Source organism: Paraburkholderia aspalathi, from assembly GCF_905220735.1.
Taxonomy (GTDB): domain Bacteria; phylum Pseudomonadota; class Gammaproteobacteria; order Burkholderiales; family Burkholderiaceae; genus Paraburkholderia; species Paraburkholderia aspalathi.
In genome coordinates, this window is record NZ_CAJNBA010000001.1 from 637,405 (window position 1) to 657,905 (window position 20,501).

A 20,501-nucleotide genomic window follows, 5' to 3' on the forward strand; every position below is an offset into this window, starting at 1 on the left:
CACGTCGCGTGCCGGCCAAGTCTCCCGTCAGGCCGCAATTGGCACGGCAAGACAGGCATGGAAGCGGTCGGTCAGCGCGGCGCGATCGAGATCGCGTCCGATGAATACAATGCGGCACGAGCGCGGTTCAGTGCCCCACACCTGCGCCGCGCGAAGTTCGATCACGTTGTGCACGCCTTGCAGCACATAGCGGTGCGATTGGCCCTGCAAAGCGAGAATGCCTTTCATTCGGAACAGGTTGGTGGCGTCGGACTGGCGCAGTTCTGTGAGCCAGACTTGCAGCGCGTCAAGATCGATGTCCGCATCGACTTCGATGCCCACCGAGGACACGCTTTCGTCGTGCTGGTGGTCGGCGTGGTCGTCGTCGTGATGGGCATGTTCATGTTCATGATGGGCTTCGTGCGCGTCGTGGTGATCCTCGTGTTCGTGCGCTTCTTCATGCAAGCCATCCGTTTCCACGAGAATCTGCGAAAACTCGTTCGCACCGACGCCGAGAATCTTGTCGAGATCAATCTGGGCGTAGCTCGATTCGACGATCTCTGCCGTGGCGTTCAACCCGCGAATACGCTGCGTCAGTGAAGCGATATCTTCTGCCGTCACCAGATCGACCTTGTTGATCACGATACGGTCCGCGCAGACGATCTGATCGACCGCCTGGTTGTCGCTGCCGTCGAGCACCAGATCGTCCAGGTGCGCGGCGATATGCTTGGCATCCACCATCGTGACGACCGCATCCAGCGTCACCTGTTTCGCGATCGGATCGTCGAGGAAGAAAGTCTGTGCAACCGGATACGGATCAGCGAGTCCACTCGTTTCGACGATGATGTGATCGAGCCGGTCAGGCCTTTCCACCAACATCCGTACGATCCGCACGAGGTCTTCACGCACCGCGCCGACGCAGCACACGCAGCCGTTCGTCATCTCGTAGATCTCTTCGGTCGATTCGAGCACGAGACCACCGTCGATACCGATTTCGCCGAACTCGTTTTCGATCACCGCGATCTTGCGGCCGTGCTTCTCGCGCAGGATGTAGTTGAGCAGCGTCGTTTTGCCGGCGCCGAGAAAGCCGGTCAGCACGGTGACGGGAATTTTCTCGATTTCATTGTGAGTGGTGTGAATGTGATTCATGGCTCGTCTCCGTTTCTTCGTTCGTGCTGCGGTTGGTGCGGTTCGGCTATCAGGCGGTATGCGGTGCGTATGCCGCTTCTTGCAACGCGGCTTCTGCCTCGCCATCTCGCCAGCGTTTGACAGTGCCCGCTTCGAGACCGAACAGATCGAGCACGCGGCCTAGCGTGTGGTCGACCATCTGATCGAGTGAAGCAGGGCGCGCGTAGAACGCCGGTACCGGTGGTGCGACGATGGCGCCCATTTCGGTGACGGCGATCATGTTGCGCAGATGCGCCAGCGTGTAGGGGGTTTCACGCGCCAGCAGCACCAAAGGGCGGCGCTCTTTCAACGTGACGTCGGCGGCGCGCGAGATCAGGCTCGACGACATGCCGCTGGCAATTTCGGCAAGCGTCTTCATCGAACAGGGTGCGACGATCATGCCTAGCGAGCGGAACGAGCCGCTGGAAATGGCCGCGGCCATATCGTCGCAACGATAGGTGAAGCTGGCGAGGGCGCTGACTTCGGCGAACTTGTAATCGGTTTCGTACGTCATCGTTAGCAGGGCGCTGCGCGAGACGGTCAGATGCGTTTCGATGTCGAGATCGCGCAGCAGTTGCAGCAGGCGCACGCCGTACGTGAAGCCGGACGCGCCGCTGATGCCGACTACCAGTCGCCGCGGGGTCATTGCTCTGCTCCGATTACGGCGCGAGCAAGAATCTCAACCGCTTGTTGCGCAGCGCGCTCGCTGATCTTCGCGCGGATGCCGTCGAAGTGCGACCCGCGTGTCGCATCGATACCCATGCGCGACGTGGTGCCCGCCGCGGACGATGACGAATCGAGCGGACTACCCGGCAAGCCATCGACGATGAACACGTCCTGATGCGGCTGGAAATGCGTGGCGATGGCCCACAGCACTTGCGAATCGTTGGTGATGTCGATATCGCTATCCACCGCCACCACGTTCTTCAGATACGGGTCCCAGCCGAGCAGTGCGAGCATGATCTGGCGCGCTTCGCCGTCGCGTGTCTGATTCAGCGCGACGTAGCAGTGAAAGTGCGTGCCCGAGTTCGGATAATGCAGCGCGGTGACGGAAGGAAAGCGCGCCTTCAGCTTCTCGCTCATCTCCGCTTCGCGCGGCAAGCGGGCCAGCGTCAGATGCTCGGCGTACGGGCCACCCACGACATCGACGAGCCATGCATCGTTACGCCGCATCATCGTGTCGACGCGCAACACGTTGTTGGTCGAGCGGTCCGATGAATAGCCGGTGAATTCGCCGAATGGGCCTTCTTCTGCGTGAGCGTCGGGATCGATCGTGCCTTCAAGGACAAACTCAGCGGAAGCGGGAACGCCGATGCCGTAACGCGGCGTGCGTACCAGTTCCAGCGGCGCGCCGAACAGTCCCCCTGCAATTGCGCGTTCATCCGTACCGAAAGGCACGCGTGCCGCAGCGGCCAGCATGAACAACGGATGCGCACCGATCACCATCGCGACTTTCAATGTGTCGCCGCGCGCTTGCGCGGTCTGCAGCATGCGCCAGAGGTGGCCGCGAGAATGCAGGCTGGTGGCGAGCGCATTGCGCGCATGCCGCATCGAACGGTGATAGCTGAGATTCGCGACGCCCGTCACCGGATCTTCGGCAATGATCACCGCGTTGGTGATGTACGGACCGCGATCGGTATCGAAGTGGCGGATCATCGGCAGTTGCGCGAGATCGACAGCGTCGCCTTCGATAACCTGATCGAGAACCGGGCCGGTCGGAACGAAGACCGGCGCGATAGGAGTGTTGGCACGCTGTTGGTAAGCGTCGAATAAGCCCGGCGCATCAACGTCGAACAAGCGCCCAATGCGTGTACGTGAAGCAAAGAAATTGGTAACCAGCGGTGTCGCAATGCCGTCGACCTTTTCGCAGATCAACATGTCATGCCGACCGCGCGCGGCCAGTTCGGCCACGATAGCGGTGACGTCCTGATCCGCGGACACCGGCTGCTTGATGGTCAATACATCGTCGGGAAACTGCTCGCGGTACGCCAGGGCAAAGCGATGAAAATCCTGCGTGGCGCGGAAGAGGTTATCCGCCATAGTGAACTCCGTCGAAAGCAATAACGAAAGCGGACTGTCGGGCGAGGCAGGCGCGGCACCAACCGTTGGTCGCGCCTGTCCATCATCAAGCGCTAAACGCGTTAAGCCGGCTGCGTGACGTCATTCACGTAAGTCGCCTTCAAACGCTTCTCTGCTTCGGCCAGATCCTTCGGCGGCTTGGTCGGTTCGATGCCGACCAGACGGGCGATGTTGTTGCCCATATAGTCTTCGAGACCGTCCTCATCCAGATCCATGCCCTGCGGCGCGGGACCGCATAGCATTTCGAGTTCGCGCAGCCACATGCCCGGTTCGTTCGGCGGCGAATCAGTACCGAACACGATCTTGTTGCGCGGCAACTCACGAGCGAATTCGACGATGCGCGATTGATAGCACCAACCCGATTCGCAATACACGTTTGGCGTATCCATCGCCATCCAGAACGATTCGAACGAGTAGTTGCCGCCTGTTTGAATCCCGAAGTGACCGATGATGAAATTCACCATCGGGAATTCGCGGATGATCGGATAGAACTGCGTCGGGATCGTGTACGGTCCGTCGCCGGTGTGAATCAGGACCACCACGCCGAGCTCCGCGCATTTCTTCATCGCCGGACGCAACCAGTCGAGCGCGCGATCCGGACGATAGCCGTGCATGTTCGCGTGCAGCTTGAGCATCTTGAAACCGTACTCTTTCACGTGGAATTCGAGTTCGGCGGCGCCGTTCTCCGGACCCCAACGCGGGTTGTACGTGAAGTTGCCGATAAAGCGATCCGGGTACTTCTGCGTCAGCTCGGCGATATACGCCATGTAGTCGCGAATGCCTTCACGGCCGCGGCGATTGCCGTCGCGATAGCCTGTGTTGCCAGGCGGCGGCTGGATGAAGCCCATGTCGATACGGCGCGGCTTGCCGTTGATGATGTACGGACCGTCCATCATCTTCAGCAGGCGTTCGCCGGTGAACGGCTCGCCGGTGTGGCGCCACGCTTCGTCGACGAGGTTGGTCGGGTGCAGATGGGTATCGATGATCATCAGCGGGCTCCTGCGTAGGCTGCTTGTGATGCCTGAGCGGCGTGCTTCTGCGACGCGCCGGCATGCTGTTTCAGATAGGCTTGCGCTTCCTCGACGCTTCTCGGCGGCGCGCTCGGCTCGATGCCGATCATGCGGGCGAGGTTGTTGCCGAGGTAATCCTCGAGCGTGTCTTCGTCGAGATTCAGGCCTTGCGGCGGCTCGTGGCACAACACTTCGAGCAAGCGCAGCCACATGCCGGGTTCATTCGGCGGCGTGTCCGAGCCGTAGAGAATCTTGTGCGTCGGCAGCACCTTCGCGAATTCGACGATCCGCGATTGCAAGCACCAGCTCGATTCGCAGTAGACGTTCGGCGTATCGAGCGCCATTTGATACGGCTCGAAGCAATACACGCCCCCCGTCTGCACGCCAAAGTGCGCCATGATGAAATTCACCGACGGGAATTCGCGGATCAACGGATACCACTCGCTCGGAATGCTGTACGGCCCGTCGCCGGTGTGCAGCTTCACGAGCAGGCCGAGATCCGCGCATTTACGCAATGCAGGACGCAGCCAGTCGAGTGCGCGATCGGGACGGTACGCATGCATATTGGCCTGCAACTGCACCATCTTGAAGCCGTGTTCCTTCGCATAGAACTCGATCGCTTCGGCACCGTTCTCAGGACCGCACCGCGGGTTGTACACAAAGCAACCGATCAGACGATCCGGGTACTTTTGCGTCATTTCGACGGTGTACGCCATGTAATCGTCGATCGATTCGCGGCCCGAACGATTGCCGTCGGTCCACGTATAAATGGTGTTGCCTTGCGGCGGTTGAATGAAGGCCTTGTCGATGCGGCGCGGCTTGCCGTTGATGAGGTACGGGCCGTCCATCGTTGCGATCAGACGCTCACCGGTAAATGGCTCGCCGTCGTGGCGCCAGGCGAGGTCGACCAGATTGGTCGGGTAACAGCTGGTGTCGATGATCATGTACTCGATCTCCTTGAGAGGAACTGGTGTATCCAGTTGCCGGATCGCGGGCAGGCGCATCGATGGAACGGAGCCCAGACAGGCTTGCCCATGCGGCCCTTTGCAAAGCGCCATTTTTGTGCGCCTTCCCCTCGCCGGCATCGAGTGTCACACTGATGTGCACTGCTGCTTGCGATGCAGTCTCACAAGATAAAAACGCTCTGTACAATATTTTTTAACCACGATCTTGATACGTTCTCGATATGGACATTCGGCTGTTGCGTTACTTCGCGGTACTTGCCGACGAACTGCATTTCGGCCGGGCAGCCGCACGGCTGCACATTTCGCAGCCGCCTTTGAGTCAGCAGATTCGCATCCTTGAAGAGGAGATGGGCACCGCGTTGTTCACGCGTTCGCAACACCGTGTCGAACTCACTGATGCAGGGAAAACACTTAAAGAGCAGGTGCCGCTGATCTTCGCGCAGTTCGAACGCGCGATCGACCTGACGCGTTGCGCGGGGCGTGGCGAAGTGGGAAGTCTCGAGATCGGCATCATTAGCTCGGCGATGGTCGATCCGATTCCGCGCGCGCTGCGGGTATTTGCGGAGAAGCATCCGCAAGTGCAGTGGACGCTGCACGAGATGACACCCGCCGCGCAGATTCTCGCGCTCAAGGAGCGGCGCTTGGATGTGTGCTTCTTCCGGGTATCGCATGAGGACCCGGAGATTCGTAGTGAGGTGGTGATGCGCGAATCGGCGGTGGTGGCGCTGCCGTTAGGGCACACGCTTGCCGCGCGCGATGAGATCGCGTTGCGCGAGTTGGAGGCGGAGCGCTTTGTGTCGTTCGGTTTGCAGCAGTCGCAGCTTGCGCGCTTTCTGCAGGACTGCTGTGTCGAGGCAGGGTTTACACCGCAGATCGATCAGGAGGTGGTCGAGGTGCATACGCTGTTGTGTCTCGTGCGTGAAGGGCTGGGCGTGGCGTTGCTGCCTTCTTCGGCACGGCAATTGACGACTGGTGGTGTCGCGTTCGTGCCGCTGGCTGCGCCGCGTCCCGAGGTGTCGCTGCATGCGCGCTATCGTGCTGAGGATCCGTCGCCGGTGTTGTCGTTGTTTCTCGATACGGTGCGCGAAGTGGCTGCTAGCATGGGCTGACCGTTTGCGCGACCAACTCGCGAATAACCTCGATCAAGGGCGCAACACGGGCCGCTTTCTCGCGCGGCCATACGGCATACAGGTTGTAATGCGTCGGAATTTCTACTTGAGTGAGTTCGACCAGACGTCCCTCGCGTTTTGCATCCGCGGCGAGCAGGCCGCGCGCTAAACCCGCGCCCACGCCTGCGCTGGCCGCTGCAATCAGTCCGGCGGCATTGTCGAACACGGCGACTGCATCCGGTTCGACCTCGGGCATGCCTGCCGCGGAAAGCCATGGAATCCACGAACGTTTCGTATAGCCGAGCAAGGGCAAATCGAGCACCTGTTCGGGCGTGAGCGGCAGGCTCAGCCCGCGCGCTTCAAGAAGCGCGGGTGATGCCATGGCAGTCAGCCGATCGCCGCAAATCAGCGCGTTTTCGAAACCTTCCCATTCTCCATACCCATACCGCAACGCAATATCGATGCGCTCGAACGCGCTACGTTCATGCCGCGGCGTGGACAGTACCGTCAACGACGTGCCGGTCAACGCATCGAGTAAAGCGGGCAAGCGCGTGACCAGCCAGCTCTGCGCGAGTTCGGGATCGACGTCGAGCGTGATCGACTGCTTGACCGTGCGCTCTTTCACCGACGACAACGCGCGATCGATCTGTTCGAAGCCATCTGCCAGTTGATTCGCAAACAGCACGCCCGCATCGGTCAGCACCACGCGGCCGCTTTCGCGCACGAACAACGGCTGCCCGACGAACTCTTCGAGCGTGCGGATCTGCTGGCTGATCGCGCTATGCGTGAGCGATAGCTGGCGCGCCGCGCTTGAAAAGCTGCCGACGCGTGCCGCTTGCAGAAAGGCCTGCATCGACTGAATGGAAGGGTAGCGTTTCAACATGGGTGTTAGCCGGACTTACCGGTGATGGAAGAAATCGTCGCTGGCGTTGTGCTTAACGGCTTTCAATAATGGCCGCAAGCACGCGGACCCTTTGAATCATGCGCCGCGCTGCACAACACCATTCAGGAGACAGCGCATGATCGAGATCGTGGTCAACGACACGCGGCACTCGCTCGACAATGTACCGGAAGACATGCCCCTGTTGTGGGTGTTGCGCGACCGGCTCAAATTGACCGGGACGAAATTCGGCTGCGGCGGCGGCTTTTGCGGCGCGTGTACGATGCATCTGGAAGGCGAGGCCGTGCGCTCCTGTTTGTTGCCGATTGCTGCGGTGGCGGGCAAACGCATCACGACGATCGAAGGCCTGTCGAAAGACGGCAGGCATCCGCTGCAACTCGCGTGGGTGGCGGAAGACGTGCCGCAGTGCGGCTACTGTCAGTCGGGTCAGTTGATGCAGGCGGCCTCGTTTCTGAAGGACAAGCCGACGGTCAACGATGAAACCATCGCGACGGCCATGTCCGGCAACATCTGCCGCTGCGGGACTTATTCACGCATTCGCAAGGCGATCAAACGCGCCGCTTCCGGTGATCCGGCGCTCGCGTCAGTCACGTGGGGCGAGTCCATCTGCGCTTCCGTGTGCACCTCCGCGAAAGAGGAGGCTTGAATGCGCAATGACAAGCAAGCGCTGAACGGCGCACACGGCGCGGCGCGTCGGCGTTTTATCAAACAGAGTTCGGCATTGTTGGCTTCGGGCCTCGCGATCGGTTTTCAACTGCCCGAGGCTTTCGCCAAAGACGCCAACGTAAGCGGCGACCCTAAACCGCAAGCAGGCGAGTTCGAACCGAACGCATGGGTGCGCGTGCTGCCTGACGACACGATCAAACTGGTGGTCCATAAGCACGACTCGGGCACCGGGACGCGTACGGCGCTCGCGGCGGTTGTCGCCGAGGAACTTGACGTCGATCCGTTTCGCGTCGAGGTGATCACGCCGGAGAATCCGTTTTACGGAGACTACATTCATCCGCTGTGGAAAGTATTCTCGACAGGCGGCAGTACCAGCGTCTCGCTTGAGTACGATCGCTTGCGGCGCGCGGGTGCAACCGCACGTGTCATGTTGATCGAAGCCGCAGCGAAACAATGGAACGTGGCGCCGTCCGCGTGTTCGACGGAAAACGGCTTTGTTATCGATAAGGCAAGTGGCAAGCGCGCGAACTACGGATCGTTGGCGAGCGTAGCTGCCCAATTGCCCGCACCGAAAGACGTCGCGTTGAAAGACCCGTCGCAGTTCAAATACATCGGCAAGCTGCAGAAGAAGCGCGGTGCCGATCTGAAAGCGAGAGGGGCGTTCCCGTACAGCATCGATGTGTCGTTGCCGGGGATGCTGGTAGCGGTTGTCACGCGTGCGCCGGTGATCGATGCGCGTGTGCGGAGCGTCGATGCCAAAGCGGCGTTAGCCGTGCCGGGTGTGCGGCAGGTGTTGCAGATTCCTGGCCGCCCCGACCTTCTTGGCGGCAATCAGGCGGGCGTTGCTGTGTTGGCCGATGATTACTGGTCGGCGCATCAAGGCCAGGCGGCGCTGAAGGTCGAGTGGGAAGACAGTCCGCTGGAAACCTTCGACAGCAGTACGCTCGCCGCACGTCAGGCTGCCTGGCTTGACGATCCTGTCGCGCATGTTGTGCCGACGATTCAAACCGGTGACGCGAAGACGGCATGGCCACATGGTGCGCGCGTGATCGAGGCGTCGTATTCGATGCCCTATAAGGCGCAAAACGCGCTTGAGCCGATCAATGTCACTGCGTGGGCGAAAGACGGGCGTATTGAATACTGGGGTGGTTTGCAAGTGCCTTCCACAGTGCAGGAAGCCGCCGAGGTGATCGGCGGGATTCCTGCTGAGCGCGTTGTATTGCATGAGCTTGTATCGGGTGGCAGCTTCGGTTCGCGTGAATCAAAGTACTGGTTGTTCGAAGTGACATGGCTTGCATTGAAAGTCGGCAAACCGGTCAAACTGATGAACAGTCGCGAAGATGAAATGCGTGCGCTCTTTTATCACTCGGCCAGTTATCACCGTGCAAAAGCCGCATTCGATGCGCATGGCAATCTCACCACGTTGCAATTGCGTGCCGTGATGCCCGCTTCGCCGGAACAATGGGAGCCGGGCTATTTCGATCGTCCGGACCGAATGGACTACAGCACCACCGAAGCGATCAGCAAATACGAGTTCGCTTACGATGCGCCGCACGTCGATATTGGTTGGGTACGTCACGAGACCGGTGTGCCGACCGGTTGGTATCGCGCGGTGAGTTATATCCCGAACGTGTTCGCGGTGGAGTCGTTCATGGATGAGGCCGCGCATGCCGCGCGGCGCGATCCGATTGAGTTCCGGCTAGCGTATATGAAGGACCCGCGGCATAAGGCGGTGTTGCGCGAGGCGGCGGAGCGGGCGGGGTGGGGGAAGGCGTTGCCTGTGGGGACGGCATTGGGTGTTGGAACGAATCAGGCGTATAGCAGCTACGTTGCGGTAGTGGCGCGGGTTGTGAGGAAGGGCGATGCGGTTGTGGTTGAGAAGCTGACCTGTGTGGCGGATTGCGGGTTGGCTGTGTCGCCGGGTGGGGTTGAAGAACAACTGTATGGCGGGTTGATGTGGGGGTTAGGTCATGCGACGGCGGATCGGATCGATATTCGGCATGGGCAGGTGGAGCAGAAGAACTTTGATTCGTATCGCGTGATGCGCATGAGTGATATGCCGGAGGTCGATATTTTGATTGTGCAGGGGGACATGTCGAAACCCGGAGGCGTTGGCGAGTTGTCGAGTCCTTCGGTGGCTCCGGCAGTGGCGAATGCGGTTTTCAGGTTGACGGGGAAGAGGTTGAGGGATACGCCGTTTGAGATGGCGGGCTAACTACCCTGATAGATATCGCACGACAGCCCCACCACGCACGGTTGACCGTCTCGGGTTTTGCCGTAGCCATTTCGTCCGCCCGGTTGGGCTCCATGGTCCCACGTGCTGTCGCCGCCCATCGGCATTGCCCGCTGCGATGAATTCATCGACTGCTGACTGGATGAGTGGCTAGGGACGTCTGACGGTTGCATTTCCTGAGCGTCGGAAGCGCCGGCCGCGGTGAGCAGGAAAAGCACGACGGTTACGGCCGAGGGTTGCACTTTCATTTCTTCACCTTTCGTCATCAACGGGTTGCGTTAGCGACGCCCATTCCGCTAGCTCTTGAAATCGTCTCGCCTCGCGCGCCTGTTAGCTCCCTCCGAAAAAAACGTTGCATTGAGGATCCATCCGGCACGGTCTGACATTTTTTGTACCGCCTTGTACCCGTGTGTCGGGCGTGCCGCCGTATGCTTCCATGCCCGCGCTCGGGTCATTGGCTTGTGTCGCGGCGTTTTCTTGCGGGACGGGCTGAGAGGTTTGCGGCGTGCCTTGCGAATGCGCAGCACCGGCCACAACAAACAGCACGGCAGCGGATACGACTATCAGTGGTGATTTCATGTTGGGTCCTTTATCTGCGTTGAGTTTTCCATATCAGCTCATCACGACGACCAACCGCTCCGGGTGCACTCGACGAATGCACCTTCAGCGTTGCTGTCATATTCATTCTTGGTCAGGGGAAGTGCCGTCGCAACGCACATGCGTAGGTGGTGGACAGCAAACATCGGCGAAAGATGTATGCACTACGATCGTTCGCGACCAGACTTGTCAATCTGATAGTCAGGCGGTTGGGTGCCCGCCAGCAGCCGGCAGGCTTCGGTCAAGCGCCGGATCCGTAACCGGCGGGACACCCAGCCTGACCCCTCTATCCGCCAGCATGACGATGAGTTCCGTACGGCGCCGCAGATTGAAATGCGCAAGCAGATGACTGATGTATTTCCGTACCGTAATGTCCTCGAGCCCCATTCTCACGGCAATGGCCTTGGACGGAAGTCCGCGCACCAGCCACGCCAACGTTTCGAACTCTCTCGGTGTGAGCCCCAGCTCGGACGCATTGCTCGTGTCCGGTTTAAGGCGCGGCTGTTTATCTTCAGGTCCATTTGCCGGAGCCTTGTCAGCGTCCATGTCACGACTGAGACTGGCGATGCTGGAGGCTGGCAGGAACACGCCCCCGGCAAGCACCGCGCTTATCGCCGCACGAAGCGCTTCAGGCGGCGACGATTTGGGCACGTATCCCATGGCGCGGAGCTGGATGCATCGACTGATGGTTTCCACTCGCTCATCGGCCGATATCACGATCACGGGTAACGACGGTCGCGACTCCTTCAATTCGGCAAGCGCGTTACAACCGTTGCCATCGGGCAGGTCGAGATCGAGAAAAACGATGTTCAGGAGCTCGCCAAGCGCATGATTCATCCCCTGCGACAATGTGCTCGCGTGCAGCAACTCGATGTCCGGAAAGAGCTCCGTCAGCAGAAGCGCCAATCCGGCTCTGAACAGTTCATGGTCGTCGACGATCAGTACGCGCATTCCATCGTCTCCTGGAACTGCTTTGAGCCGAGCTGCGATTACACATCGGAAGATGGCTAAACCGGTAGTGATCGTCCGATGTATTCAGGTCAGATAGTACACAGTGGCGGCTGATCTAAATGGCGTCGCCTGAAAAGTGGCGGTTTTCGCCCATCATTAGACGAATCAAGCGTACTCAAAGAACCACCGCGCTCAGGACGCTTTCAATCACTGATCGTTCGCGAGATCGAATTTCATCTTCCGCTGAGCGTTCACGTACCGGCTGATCTCCGCCAGCAGGTCTTTAGGGGCGGAGGACTTGCGCAATAGCACGAACGGTTTGGGGAAGTCGCGAAGGACGTGATCGGACAGCAGTTCGCCGGTGATAAATGCGACGGGAATAACGCCCGCCCATGCGAAATGACGCCTGATCTGACTAGCAACCTCCTTGCCGGTGGCTCCGTCGCGCAGGCGGATATCGGCGACGATGAGATCGGGAATACGGCTGTCATCGGCAAGGATGGCTTCGAATCCAGCCATCGAATCGGCGGCGTACACGAGCGCGCCCGCGCTTGAGAAAAGACGCCTCAGGCCTTCGAGGACAGTAGGCTCGTCGTCGCACAGGAGCATGAACGTGCCAGTGAGATCGGGCGTGTAGACGTCGCCATCCTGAGCATGTGTCCCGACGATCGGGGTTGATGCCGAAACCGTCGCGTAAAGGGAAAAGCGTGATCCGCGCCCTTCCACCGAGGCGAAACTCATGCTGTGTCCCGGCAGAATATGGATCGCACGATGCACAATCGAAAGCCCCAGTCCCAACCCTTTCGAACGATCGCGCCCCGGATTGTTGATCTGATAATACTCGGAGAAAATCGCATCCCGATGGGCGGGCGCAATACCGATGCCTGTATCCCATACATCGACGCGCAGCTGTTCATTCAGTTGCACCCAGCCAAGCACAACGCCACCCGATGACGTGTTCTTGATCGCGTTCGATACGAGATTCGACACGGACCGCTTGAAGAGCGATCGGTCGGTTTCGATGGAAGGCGGGTGCCGTCGCCGCCCCGCGATTCTTAGATCGATGCCACGCAATCGCGCCGTCTCCCGGTATTGCTCGAAGACCTCGGTCAACAGGCCGTGGGTATCGACAGGTACGACATGGGGAACATATGAACCCAGCTCGCTGTAGTCCTGAATATCCTTGAACATGTCGAGGATGTCGGACGCGGTCTCCTCGATGACATCGAGCTCGCGATCCACAGCGTGGCCGTCCTTGATCCTCGTCCGGGCGCTTCGGATGAAAAGGTTGATGGCGGCGAGAGGCTGCTGGATGTCGTGATACGCCGATGAAAAGAACCGTTCTTTCTCCTTGACGAGCTCCTGCATGCGTTTGTTTTGCTCGTTGACCGCGCGCGACGCCGCTTCGACGCGCGCCTTGGCCGCACGCAAGGTGCGCCGGTAGATGAATTCGCGCCTCGCGGCACGTTCCAGCGGAATGCTGAGCAGCACGCCGACAATAGACATCAACGGCAGCATCGTGGCGTGTGCAGCCACTGACTCCACGCGCAGTTCGACACTCCCGCCGACGGGTTTGAAATAAAGCATGACCAGATAGCTGACGACGCATATCCCGATTAGCCATGCCGCCGTGATCACCCGAAGCCGAAAAGCCATGAATATCACGAAAAGGGAAAACATCAGCACTGGATAGACTTCGCGCCAGCCAAGGTCGCCCGGATAGAACTGCAGCATTCTCAGGGTGGCGAACCAGCAACTGATCGTCCAGACACTGAGCAGCCCGACGGCCCAACGTTCATCGAGTGCGCGAGGGGTCCAGAACAGCACGGGAATCGCCATTCCGATCGCGCCGGCGACTCTCAGGAAAATGAGCTCGTTGTGGTGCAGATGGGCGGGATCGAGTACGTTTAACCGGGGGAAGTCGCGGATGGAAAACGCGACCCACAACGCGGTGAAGATTGTGATGGCGAGCCTGCGCTGTCCGAAGAAGCGCCGCGCATAGTCCATCCGGAACGCGCGTTCCTGAGCCGCCGAGCTGAACCTGCGCACCCTGAGGCCTGACGATCTCATGACGGCGCTCGATCAGGAAATTCGCTGCCCGCGGATAGGGCAGCGTGTAGTTCAAACAGGATAGCAGGGCGCCATCTACGGTCATACACACAAATGTAGCGTTCCGGATGCGCCTGCCAGATCAGGAGCGCCGACATCTTTCACGACTCGATTCCGGCCGACTACTCCCTACCTTCGCGGCCGCCTGACGCCAATGGCGCCGAAAGCGTTCCACTAGAAAGCCATCGGATCATTTTGTTACACCTCTTACCGAGGCCCCAACTGGTAGGTTACAAAATGCTTTCGTGGGGCGGTTATACTCGGCGCCGTCCCAAAAACTAAAGACCTTTTTATGTCGAAGAGAATTTTCCAGATTGTGGCCATTGCAGCGCTCACCACTGCAGCGTCGTTACCGGCAGTGGCCGGCGATATGAACAATGCCCTTGGCGGCGCGCTCGGCGGCGTAGCCGGTGCTGCCCTGGGTGGCGCAGTAGGCGGCAGCACCGGTTCCGTCATTGGCGGTGCAATTGGCGGCGGCGCCGGCGGCGCAGTCACGTCAAACCGCAGGGAACGCACGGGCGCCATCATCGGTGGCGCGCTCGGCGGCGGTGCCGGCACAGCGGCAGGCAATGCGATGGGCGGCCGCACGGGCGGCCTCGTCGGCGCGGCTGTGGGCGGCGGCGCGGGTTCAGCGCTCGGCGGGAACATGTCGCGCTCCAATTCGTACTCGGACGACTATGCCCGCGGCTACCGACCGAACAAGCGCCATCACAAACATCGTCACCATGACTGAACGTTGATTAAAAAAACGGCGTGGTTCAATCAAAGGCTAAGCCCGAAACGCCGAATACCTTTCGCAGCGCTGCACTGGCGATTCTCATGTGAGCCGGAGCCAGCGCTTGATGAACCACGCCAGCTTCTTCAGTCGCTGTAGCGGCGCAAGAGTCCGACCGCAGCGAAGGACTCCGCGATTCCCTCCATCGCGCTTTGTTTGACGTTCGCCTGCATCACCTGGCGATGGTTGCCATCTTGCGAACTGTGCGGCGCGTCTCGGAGTGCAGCCAGTGAAGGAAAGCACCAATAAATGCAGCGCATTCAGTGGGCTATGCTAGCCTCGATGCGACTAGCCGAGTTTCATAAAAAATGATGAATAGCTTCGATTCGTCTATAGAAATATATCTGTCCAACGTACACTTCGGCCATTTCGCGACCCAATCCATAGAAAGCGTCGCCGACCTTTACACCTTCAAAGGCCTCGTACTCATTCCCGTGCTGTGGTGGATGTGGTTTCGGCAGGACGAGCGCCGCGAATGGCGACGAGAAATGGTTCTCGCGACGCTTCTCAGTGGCCTCGTGGCGCTCTTCGTCGGAAGACTGCTGACTCACTGGTTGCCGTTCAGAGTTCGCCCCGTCTATAGCGCCGAACTGCATCTGCAGTTTGCCGGTAGCAATATCAAGGAAGCACTGCTGACAAGTTGGAGTTCCTTCCCTAGCGATCACGCGATGCTATGGATGGCGGTCGCCACCGGCATCTTCTTCGTGTCGCGTGGCATCGGTGTACTGGCGATTCTCTATACCGTGCTGTTCATTTGCGTTCCGCGCGCCTATCTCGGCTTTCACTACCCAACCGATTTGCTGGTGGGCGCCGCTGTGGGAATCGGAATTACTTATGTCATGACGCGACGTGTGATCCGCATGCGCTATGCGACTCCGGCGCTGCGATGGATTGAACGCTGCCCGGGACCTTCAGCAGCGCTGGCCTTTATTCTCTGCCTCGAACTCGTTACGCAGTTCGACGAACTGCGCACGCTGGCGAACATTGCGCTCAAACATCTATGAATCACGCGTCGTTGTGATCGAAACGGCCGCTTAGAAAACGGGGTAGTCGCACGAATGTCCATGTGACGGTCCAGATCACGGAGTACATATTCGATGGAGATCCAGAGCCGGCGAACGCCAGAGTTCATTGGAATTGGATAACCGCCTGCAATTTGAATGAAAATAATCGTTGACACCAAAATAGACCGATATATTTCATTTCGTGAAATTGAAGCTTAGCCGCACTGGGCAGCACTCGTCGTGCTGAATGCATTGGATTTACGTGCTCAATGCATTTAATCGCTGTTAATTTTTACCGGGCGACCCTCATTCAGCATAAAAACGCATCGTATTAGTAGAAGTACTGATGCTGTAGTCAGACTACATTCTTACATTACGTTGCACGGAGAGTCGCTACAGTCAATCCGATGGTCCCGATTCCGCTCGGGCAGGCAAACGTTTGCGCAGCCATCCTGCGTCGCCAGCCTTCGTGTCCGCTGTGAACCTGTCGGACTCGCTCCGCTTCCGCATTCCAACAAAAGCAGAATCTCGGAGAGACAACTATGCAGAAGAAACTATGGCCAGCAGTCGCGTTAGCGGCGGCCGTGTGCGTCGCTGCCCGTGCGGATGTACCCGACTTTTCACTTGATTTCGCGCCCACTTCAGCTGCGATGAACGCGTTCGGATCGGCCGCCGCGCATCGGCGCGCCGACACCCTCGTCAGCAAGATGACGCTCGACGAAAAGCTGCAATTTATTCATTCGGAATACGCAATGTCTGCCGTGCCGGGAGGTGGTGCAGGCTACATTCAAGGGGTACCGCGTCTCGGCATTCCTGATCTGAACATGGTGGACTCCGCGACGGGCTCCGGCAGCACGTCGCAGGCCAGCACGACTTTCCCGGCAACGATCGCGCTTGCAGCAAGCTGGGATCGCCGCCTGTCTTCCAATTTCGGCCGACAGGTTGCGATAGAACTGCGTGCGCAGGGCTTCGGAATGGGACTTGGCGGCGGTACGAATCTCGCGCGCGAGCCGCGCGGTGGCCGGCTGTTTGAGTACCTCGGCGAAGATCCAGTGCTCGCCGGCGAGATGCTCGCCGAGCGCACGGACGGCACGCAGAGTGAGAAAGTCATCGCCACGATCAAGCACTACGCCGGCAACGAGCAGGAACATAACCGCGGGGGCGGCAACAGCCAGATCGACGAGCGCACGCTGCGCGAGCTTTATCTATTGCCGTTTGAAATTGCCGCAAAGCGCGCGCAGCCAGGCAGCGTGATGTGCAGCTATAACCGGCTCAATGGCGACTATGCGTGTGAGAACGCGCATCTGCTGAACGACGTGCTAAAGAACGATTGGCGCTTTGAAGGACAGGTCCAGTCGGATTGGGGGGCGACGCATAGCACAGCAAACGCGATCAACGCGGGCCTCGACGAGGAAGAGGACGTCGGCAGCACGGTCTATCTGACACCTACGGCAGTTCGGCAGGCGATCGCGAACGGGTCGGTATCGACCGCGCGTCTCGACGACATGGTTCGTCGCAAGCTGTACGTGATGATTCGCGTCGGTGTGATGGATGATCCTGCGAAGGGGGGCGCCACGATCAACTTCGCTGGCGCGAACGCATTCGCACAGGCGGTCTCCGAGCAGTCGATGGTCTTGCTCAAGAACGACAGCAACCAGTTGCCGCTCTCCGCAGCCTCGCTCTCACGGATTGCAGTGATTGGCGGACACGCGGATGCAGCCGTGCTGACGGGCGGCGGGTCAGGCAATACGCGTGACCCGGTCACAGGGGCATTCGCGGGTTGCGGCGGCTTGACGTTCGGCACATCGACTGGATGCAGTTGGTGGACCAATCCGTGGCTGAAGCTGAACACACCCATTGTTGCCGCGATTCGCGCGCTCGCACCGTCGGCACAGGTGAGCTTTGCGGGCAACAGCGATCAGCAAACGCCGTTTCGCGCATACACGCAACAGGAGATCGACCAGGCGGCGGCGCTCGCGGCTCGCTCGGATGTCGCAATTGTCGTCGTCGCGCAGCCGGCGGGTGAAGACTTCGGCGATTTGCAAAGTCTGAGCCTTGCGAATCCGTCGAACCAGGATGCGCTCGTCGACGCGGTCGCGCACGCCAATCCCCGCACGATCGTTGTTGTGGAAAGCGGCAACCCGGTGCTGATGCCGTGGAAGGATCGCGTGGCGGCAATCGTGGAAGCCTGGTATCCGGGTGAAGGCGGCGGCAATGCGATCGCGAACGTGCTGTTCGGCAAGGTCAATCCTTCCGGCAAGTTGCCCGTCACCTTCCCTGTGCGCGATCAGGATACGCCGACGTGGGGGCAAAGCGGCGCGTTCGAGCCGGACCCTGTCTACGCAGAGAAGCTGAACATGGGCTACCGCTGGTACGACGCGAAAAACATCACCCCGATGTTCGAGTTCGGATATGGGCTGTCGTACACGCATTTCTCGTACTCGGGGCTTTCGGTGAAGCATCGCCCTGACGGCGCGATCGACGTGTCGTTCACCGTGCGCAACGATGGCCGCATGGCGGGCGCGGAAGTGCCGCAGGTGTATCTCGGTGTGCCCTACCGCGACGAGCCGCCGCGGCGTCTGGTCGGCTGGGAGAAGATCGGCCTGAACCCCGGCGATGCACGCCACGTCCGTATCACGGTCACACCGCGCATGCAAAGCGTGTGGGATACGTCGCGCAATGGCTGGCGGTATGTGCCTGGCGGGACGGTGTACGTCGGGGCGTCGTCGCGTGATATTCGGCTGCAAGGGAGCTAAACCTCGTACTCCCGTCATGCACCCAGGCGCGGGAGGTTTCGCGCCTGGGGGTTCATGGCCGCACTGAACTGGATGACGACCGGCTCAGGTCGCCCCTTGCGCCAGTCACTCGCTCATTCCGAGCGGCCGAAGACAAGCGGCAAGCGGTCGCTCGGCTATCTTCTTCAGCCGGACACGCTTCGCTTAAAAAATATCAGCGTTCTGTTTTGTCAGTAACGGTGCGTCGTTGGAACTGACGCACCGTCTCCCCCAAACTAGCGCACAACTCGTATCACACTCAGGCGGAGCGATGTCTGTCGTGCAGCAGCGTCTGGATGACCCCCGTGGGCTCATCCAAGCCAGCCCTTGATCGTATCTGCCATGACGTTGGTCGAAATGCCATAGCGATCGTGCAAGGTCGGTAGCGCGCCCGCACCGAGAAACTCATCGGGCAGTGCGATTTGACGATACATCGGCGTGACACCGGCCGTGAGCAGCGTGGTCGCGACCGCTTCGCCGAGGCCGCCGATCACCGAATGATTCTCGGCGACCACCACCATGCGACCCGTGCGCCGCGCTTCGCGCAAAATCGTCTCAGTGTCGAGCGGCTTGATGGTCGGCACGTGCAGTACGCCAACTCCCACGTTGTCCGCTTCCAGCAACTTCGCCACCTCCAGCGAGCGCATGGTCATGATGCCCGACGAGATGATCAGCACCTCGGCGCCGTCGCGAAGCAGCTTCGCCTTGCCCAGTTCGAACTGATAGTCGTATTCATCGAGCACGGCCGGAACGTTGCCACGCAGAAGGCGCGCATACACCGGGCCGTTATGCGCGGCGATCGCGGACACCATCTGCTCGGTATCGAGCGCGTCGCACGGATCAATGACCGTCATGTTCGGCATTGCGCGCATGAGCGCAAGATCCTCGGCTGCCTGATGGCTCGGACCGTAGCCGGTCGTTAGCCCCGGCAGCGCGCAAATGATCTTCACGTCGAGGTTGTCTTCGGCGATGGCCTGGTGCATGAAGTCATACGCGCGACGGGTTGCGAATACGGCGTACGTCGTGACGAACGGCTGGGCCCCTTCATGCGCCATACCGGCGGCCGCGCCCATCAACAACTGCTCGGCCATGCCCATCTGATAGTAGCGCTCAGGGAATTCCTTTCCGAAGATATGCAGGTCGGTGTACTTGCCGAGGTCGGCGGTCATGCCGATCACGTTCGTCTTCTCCCGGGCCAGTTGGGCTAATGCATGGCCGAACGGCGCAGAACGCGTGACTTGTCCTTCGCCGGCAATAGAAGCGATCATCGCCGAGGTCTTCAGGCGCGGCTTCTGGGTAAGAGTGGTGTCGCTCATGCTTGTCTCCCTGCTTCGAGTGCTGCGAGCGCCAGTTGCCACTCATGGGCATCGACGCGGATGAAATGGTTCTTTTCCCGTTCTTCGAGAAACGGCACGCCGCAGCCCATGCGGGTATCGCAAACGATAATCCGGGGCTGCTCTTTCGGATGGTCGCGTGCAGCATCGAAGGCCGCCTTCACTGCATCAATATCGTTGCCGTCCACGCGCTGCGTGAACCAGCCAAATGCTTCGAGCTTCTCGACGAGCGGCTCGAACGCCATGATCTTCGAGGAGGGACCATCTGCTTGCTGGTTGTTGACATCCACCATGGCGATCAGGTTGTCCAGCTTCCAGTGAGCGGCCGACATCAGGCCCTCCCAGATCGCGCCTTCATCGAGTTCACCGTCGGAGAAGAGCGTGTAGACGAAGGCGTTTGAGCCCTTACGCTTCAGTCCCAGGCAGCGTCCCACCGCGATCGTGAGACCGTGGCCGAGCGAGCCACCGGACATCTCCATGCCGGGCGTGTAGCTCGCCATGCCGGACATCGGCAGACGGCTGTCGTCGCTGCCGTAGGTTTCGAGTTCTTCCGGTGGCAGGAAGCCGGCTTCGAAAAGCGCGGCGTAAAGCGCGATCGCGTAGTGGCCGTTGGACAGCAGGAAGCGGTCGCGGCCTTCCCAGTCGGGGTTGTCGGGTTGGTAGCGCATCGCACCGAAGTAGGCAACCGCGAGTACATCGGCGATATCAAGTGCCTGGCCGATATAGCCCTGGCCCTGTACTTCGCCCATCAGCAAGGCGTTTCTGCGAATCCGATAGGCGCGCTCGGCGAGCGTCACTGCATCTGATGACGGACTGTTCATGATGTCTCCTTGATTAAAAAATGAGTC

The 20,501-nt window shown here is 59.8% G+C and carries 18 protein-coding genes; 6 read left to right on the forward strand and 12 right to left on the reverse strand.

Features of this window, described 5'->3' with window-relative positions; translation table 11 throughout:
• Positions 1 to 27: 27 nt before the first annotated feature.
• The 5 genes from KHO30_RS02750 to KHO30_RS02770 form a co-directional block, all read right to left on the reverse strand.
• The gene (locus tag KHO30_RS02750) at positions 28 to 1,128 is read right to left on the reverse strand and encodes a CobW family GTP-binding protein (RefSeq protein WP_200652388.1); all 1,101 of its coding nucleotides are present in this window, start codon (positions 1,126 to 1,128) and stop codon (positions 28 to 30) included.
• A gap of 49 nt (positions 1,129 to 1,177) precedes the next feature.
• Positions 1,178 to 1,792 (reverse strand): UbiX family flavin prenyltransferase, encoded by a 615-nt coding sequence (locus tag KHO30_RS02755; RefSeq protein ID WP_200652387.1) that lies wholly within the window; start codon positions 1,790 to 1,792, stop codon positions 1,178 to 1,180.
• On the reverse strand, positions 1,789 to 3,186 hold the full coding sequence (locus KHO30_RS02760) for a UbiD family decarboxylase (RefSeq protein ID WP_211699968.1): 1,398 nt from the start codon (positions 3,184 to 3,186) through the stop codon (positions 1,789 to 1,791). Before KHO30_RS02760 ends, KHO30_RS02755 begins: the two co-directional genes overlap by 4 nt.
• A gap of 101 nt (positions 3,187 to 3,287) precedes the next feature.
• Positions 3,288 to 4,214, reverse strand: a complete 927-nt coding sequence (locus KHO30_RS02765) for an amidohydrolase family protein (RefSeq protein ID WP_074289307.1) — start codon at positions 4,212 to 4,214, stop codon at positions 3,288 to 3,290.
• Entirely contained in the window at positions 4,214 to 5,179 is a 966-nt protein-coding gene (locus tag KHO30_RS02770) for an amidohydrolase family protein (RefSeq protein ID WP_093634183.1), read from the reverse strand. The genes KHO30_RS02765 and KHO30_RS02770 overlap by 1 nt, the downstream gene beginning before the upstream one ends.
• 242 nt (positions 5,180 to 5,421) lie before the next feature.
• On the opposite strand from KHO30_RS02770, the gene KHO30_RS02775 reads away from it, so the two are divergent.
• Positions 5,422 to 6,309, forward strand: a complete 888-nt coding sequence (locus tag KHO30_RS02775) for a LysR substrate-binding domain-containing protein (RefSeq protein WP_211699969.1) — start codon at positions 5,422 to 5,424, stop codon at positions 6,307 to 6,309.
• Here KHO30_RS02775 and KHO30_RS02780 read toward each other — a convergent pair.
• Positions 6,296 to 7,192, reverse strand: a complete 897-nt coding sequence (locus KHO30_RS02780) for a LysR substrate-binding domain-containing protein (protein WP_200576295.1) — start codon at positions 7,190 to 7,192, stop codon at positions 6,296 to 6,298. The genes KHO30_RS02775 and KHO30_RS02780 overlap by 14 nt on opposite strands.
• 136 nt (positions 7,193 to 7,328) lie before the next feature.
• Between KHO30_RS02780 and KHO30_RS02785 the strand changes: the two genes are divergently transcribed.
• On the forward strand, positions 7,329 to 7,856 hold the full coding sequence (locus KHO30_RS02785; RefSeq protein ID WP_200652383.1) for a (2Fe-2S)-binding protein: 528 nt from the start codon (positions 7,329 to 7,331) through the stop codon (positions 7,854 to 7,856).
• On the forward strand, positions 7,857 to 10,091 hold the full coding sequence (locus tag KHO30_RS02790; protein ID WP_211699970.1) for a xanthine dehydrogenase family protein molybdopterin-binding subunit: 2,235 nt from the start codon (positions 7,857 to 7,859) through the stop codon (positions 10,089 to 10,091).
• Here the strand turns inward: KHO30_RS02790 and KHO30_RS02795 are convergent.
• The 4 genes from KHO30_RS02795 to KHO30_RS02810 form a co-directional block, all read right to left on the reverse strand.
• On the reverse strand, positions 10,088 to 10,357 hold the full coding sequence (locus KHO30_RS02795) for a hypothetical protein (RefSeq protein WP_211699971.1): 270 nt from the start codon (positions 10,355 to 10,357) through the stop codon (positions 10,088 to 10,090). The two genes, KHO30_RS02790 and KHO30_RS02795, sit on opposite strands and share 4 nt — an antisense overlap.
• Positions 10,358 to 10,439: 82 nt before the next feature.
• Positions 10,440 to 10,688, reverse strand: a complete 249-nt coding sequence (locus tag KHO30_RS02800) for a hypothetical protein (protein WP_200618648.1) — start codon at positions 10,686 to 10,688, stop codon at positions 10,440 to 10,442.
• A 219-nt stretch (positions 10,689 to 10,907) separates the two neighbouring features.
• Complete coding sequence (locus KHO30_RS02805) at positions 10,908 to 11,657, reverse strand: response regulator transcription factor (RefSeq protein ID WP_211699972.1); 750 nt, start codon at positions 11,655 to 11,657, stop codon at positions 10,908 to 10,910.
• A gap of 207 nt (positions 11,658 to 11,864) precedes the next feature.
• Positions 11,865 to 13,727, reverse strand: a complete 1,863-nt coding sequence (locus tag KHO30_RS02810) for a hybrid sensor histidine kinase/response regulator (RefSeq protein ID WP_211699973.1) — start codon at positions 13,725 to 13,727, stop codon at positions 11,865 to 11,867.
• Between the two features lie 331 nt (positions 13,728 to 14,058).
• On the opposite strand from KHO30_RS02810, the gene KHO30_RS02815 reads away from it, so the two are divergent.
• From KHO30_RS02815 to KHO30_RS02825, 3 genes are all read left to right on the forward strand, one after another.
• Positions 14,059 to 14,499: a hypothetical protein gene (locus KHO30_RS02815; RefSeq protein ID WP_093634175.1), complete on the forward strand. Its 441-nt coding sequence runs from the start codon at positions 14,059 to 14,061 to the stop codon at positions 14,497 to 14,499.
• 353 nt (positions 14,500 to 14,852) lie between these two features.
• Positions 14,853 to 15,545 (forward strand): phosphatase PAP2 family protein, encoded by a 693-nt coding sequence (locus KHO30_RS02820; RefSeq protein ID WP_211700948.1) that lies wholly within the window; start codon positions 14,853 to 14,855, stop codon positions 15,543 to 15,545.
• 542 nt (positions 15,546 to 16,087) lie between these two features.
• Positions 16,088 to 18,301, forward strand: coding sequence for a beta-glucosidase family protein (locus KHO30_RS02825; RefSeq protein ID WP_200652377.1), 2,214 nt, complete (start codon positions 16,088 to 16,090; stop codon positions 18,299 to 18,301).
• A gap of 329 nt (positions 18,302 to 18,630) precedes the next feature.
• On the opposite strand, the gene KHO30_RS02830 is transcribed toward KHO30_RS02825, so the two are convergent.
• Entirely contained in the window at positions 18,631 to 19,635 is a 1,005-nt protein-coding gene (locus tag KHO30_RS02830) for a transketolase family protein (RefSeq protein ID WP_211699974.1), read from the reverse strand.
• On the reverse strand, positions 19,632 to 20,474 hold the full coding sequence (locus tag KHO30_RS02835) for a transketolase (protein WP_211699975.1): 843 nt from the start codon (positions 20,472 to 20,474) through the stop codon (positions 19,632 to 19,634). Before KHO30_RS02835 ends, KHO30_RS02830 begins: the two co-directional genes overlap by 4 nt.
• Positions 20,475 to 20,501: the final 27 nt, after the last annotated feature.

What these genes read in the sequence shown, in the direction of transcription:
- KHO30_RS02805 (WP_211699972.1), bottom strand. Translation starts at nt 11,657, where the DNA reads ATGCGCGTACTGATCGTCGACGACCATGAACTGTTCAGAGCCGGATTG.
- KHO30_RS02800 (WP_200618648.1), bottom strand. Translation starts at nt 10,688, where the DNA reads ATGAAATCACCACTGATAGTCGTATCCGCTGCCGTGCTGTTTGTTGTG.
- KHO30_RS02810 (WP_211699973.1), bottom strand. Translation starts at nt 13,727, where the DNA reads ATGAGATCGTCAGGCCTCAGGGTGCGCAGGTTCAGCTCGGCGGCTCAG.
- KHO30_RS02785 (WP_200652383.1), top strand. Translation starts at nt 7,329, where the DNA reads ATGATCGAGATCGTGGTCAACGACACGCGGCACTCGCTCGACAATGTA.
- KHO30_RS02765 (WP_074289307.1), bottom strand. Translation starts at nt 4,214, where the DNA reads ATGATCATCGATACCCATCTGCACCCGACCAACCTCGTCGACGAAGCG.
- KHO30_RS02815 (WP_093634175.1), top strand. Translation starts at nt 14,059, where the DNA reads ATGTCGAAGAGAATTTTCCAGATTGTGGCCATTGCAGCGCTCACCACT.
- KHO30_RS02755 (WP_200652387.1), bottom strand. Translation starts at nt 1,792, where the DNA reads ATGACCCCGCGGCGACTGGTAGTCGGCATCAGCGGCGCGTCCGGCTTC.
- KHO30_RS02760 (WP_211699968.1), bottom strand. Translation starts at nt 3,186, where the DNA reads ATGGCGGATAACCTCTTCCGCGCCACGCAGGATTTTCATCGCTTTGCC.
- KHO30_RS02830 (WP_211699974.1), bottom strand. Translation starts at nt 19,635, where the DNA reads ATGAGCGACACCACTCTTACCCAGAAGCCGCGCCTGAAGACCTCGGCG.
- KHO30_RS02750 (WP_200652388.1), bottom strand. Translation starts at nt 1,128, where the DNA reads ATGAATCACATTCACACCACTCACAATGAAATCGAGAAAATTCCCGTC.
- KHO30_RS02770 (WP_093634183.1), bottom strand. Translation starts at nt 5,179, where the DNA reads ATGATCATCGACACCAGCTGTTACCCGACCAATCTGGTCGACCTCGCC.
- KHO30_RS02775 (WP_211699969.1), top strand. Translation starts at nt 5,422, where the DNA reads ATGGACATTCGGCTGTTGCGTTACTTCGCGGTACTTGCCGACGAACTG.
- KHO30_RS02820 (WP_211700948.1), top strand. Translation starts at nt 14,853, where the DNA reads ATGAATAGCTTCGATTCGTCTATAGAAATATATCTGTCCAACGTACAC.
- KHO30_RS02795 (WP_211699971.1), bottom strand. Translation starts at nt 10,357, where the DNA reads ATGAAAGTGCAACCCTCGGCCGTAACCGTCGTGCTTTTCCTGCTCACC.
- KHO30_RS02780 (WP_200576295.1), bottom strand. Translation starts at nt 7,192, where the DNA reads ATGTTGAAACGCTACCCTTCCATTCAGTCGATGCAGGCCTTTCTGCAA.
- KHO30_RS02825 (WP_200652377.1), top strand. Translation starts at nt 16,088, where the DNA reads ATGCAGAAGAAACTATGGCCAGCAGTCGCGTTAGCGGCGGCCGTGTGC.
- KHO30_RS02790 (WP_211699970.1), top strand. Translation starts at nt 7,857, where the DNA reads ATGCGCAATGACAAGCAAGCGCTGAACGGCGCACACGGCGCGGCGCGT.
- KHO30_RS02835 (WP_211699975.1), bottom strand. Translation starts at nt 20,474, where the DNA reads ATGAACAGTCCGTCATCAGATGCAGTGACGCTCGCCGAGCGCGCCTAT.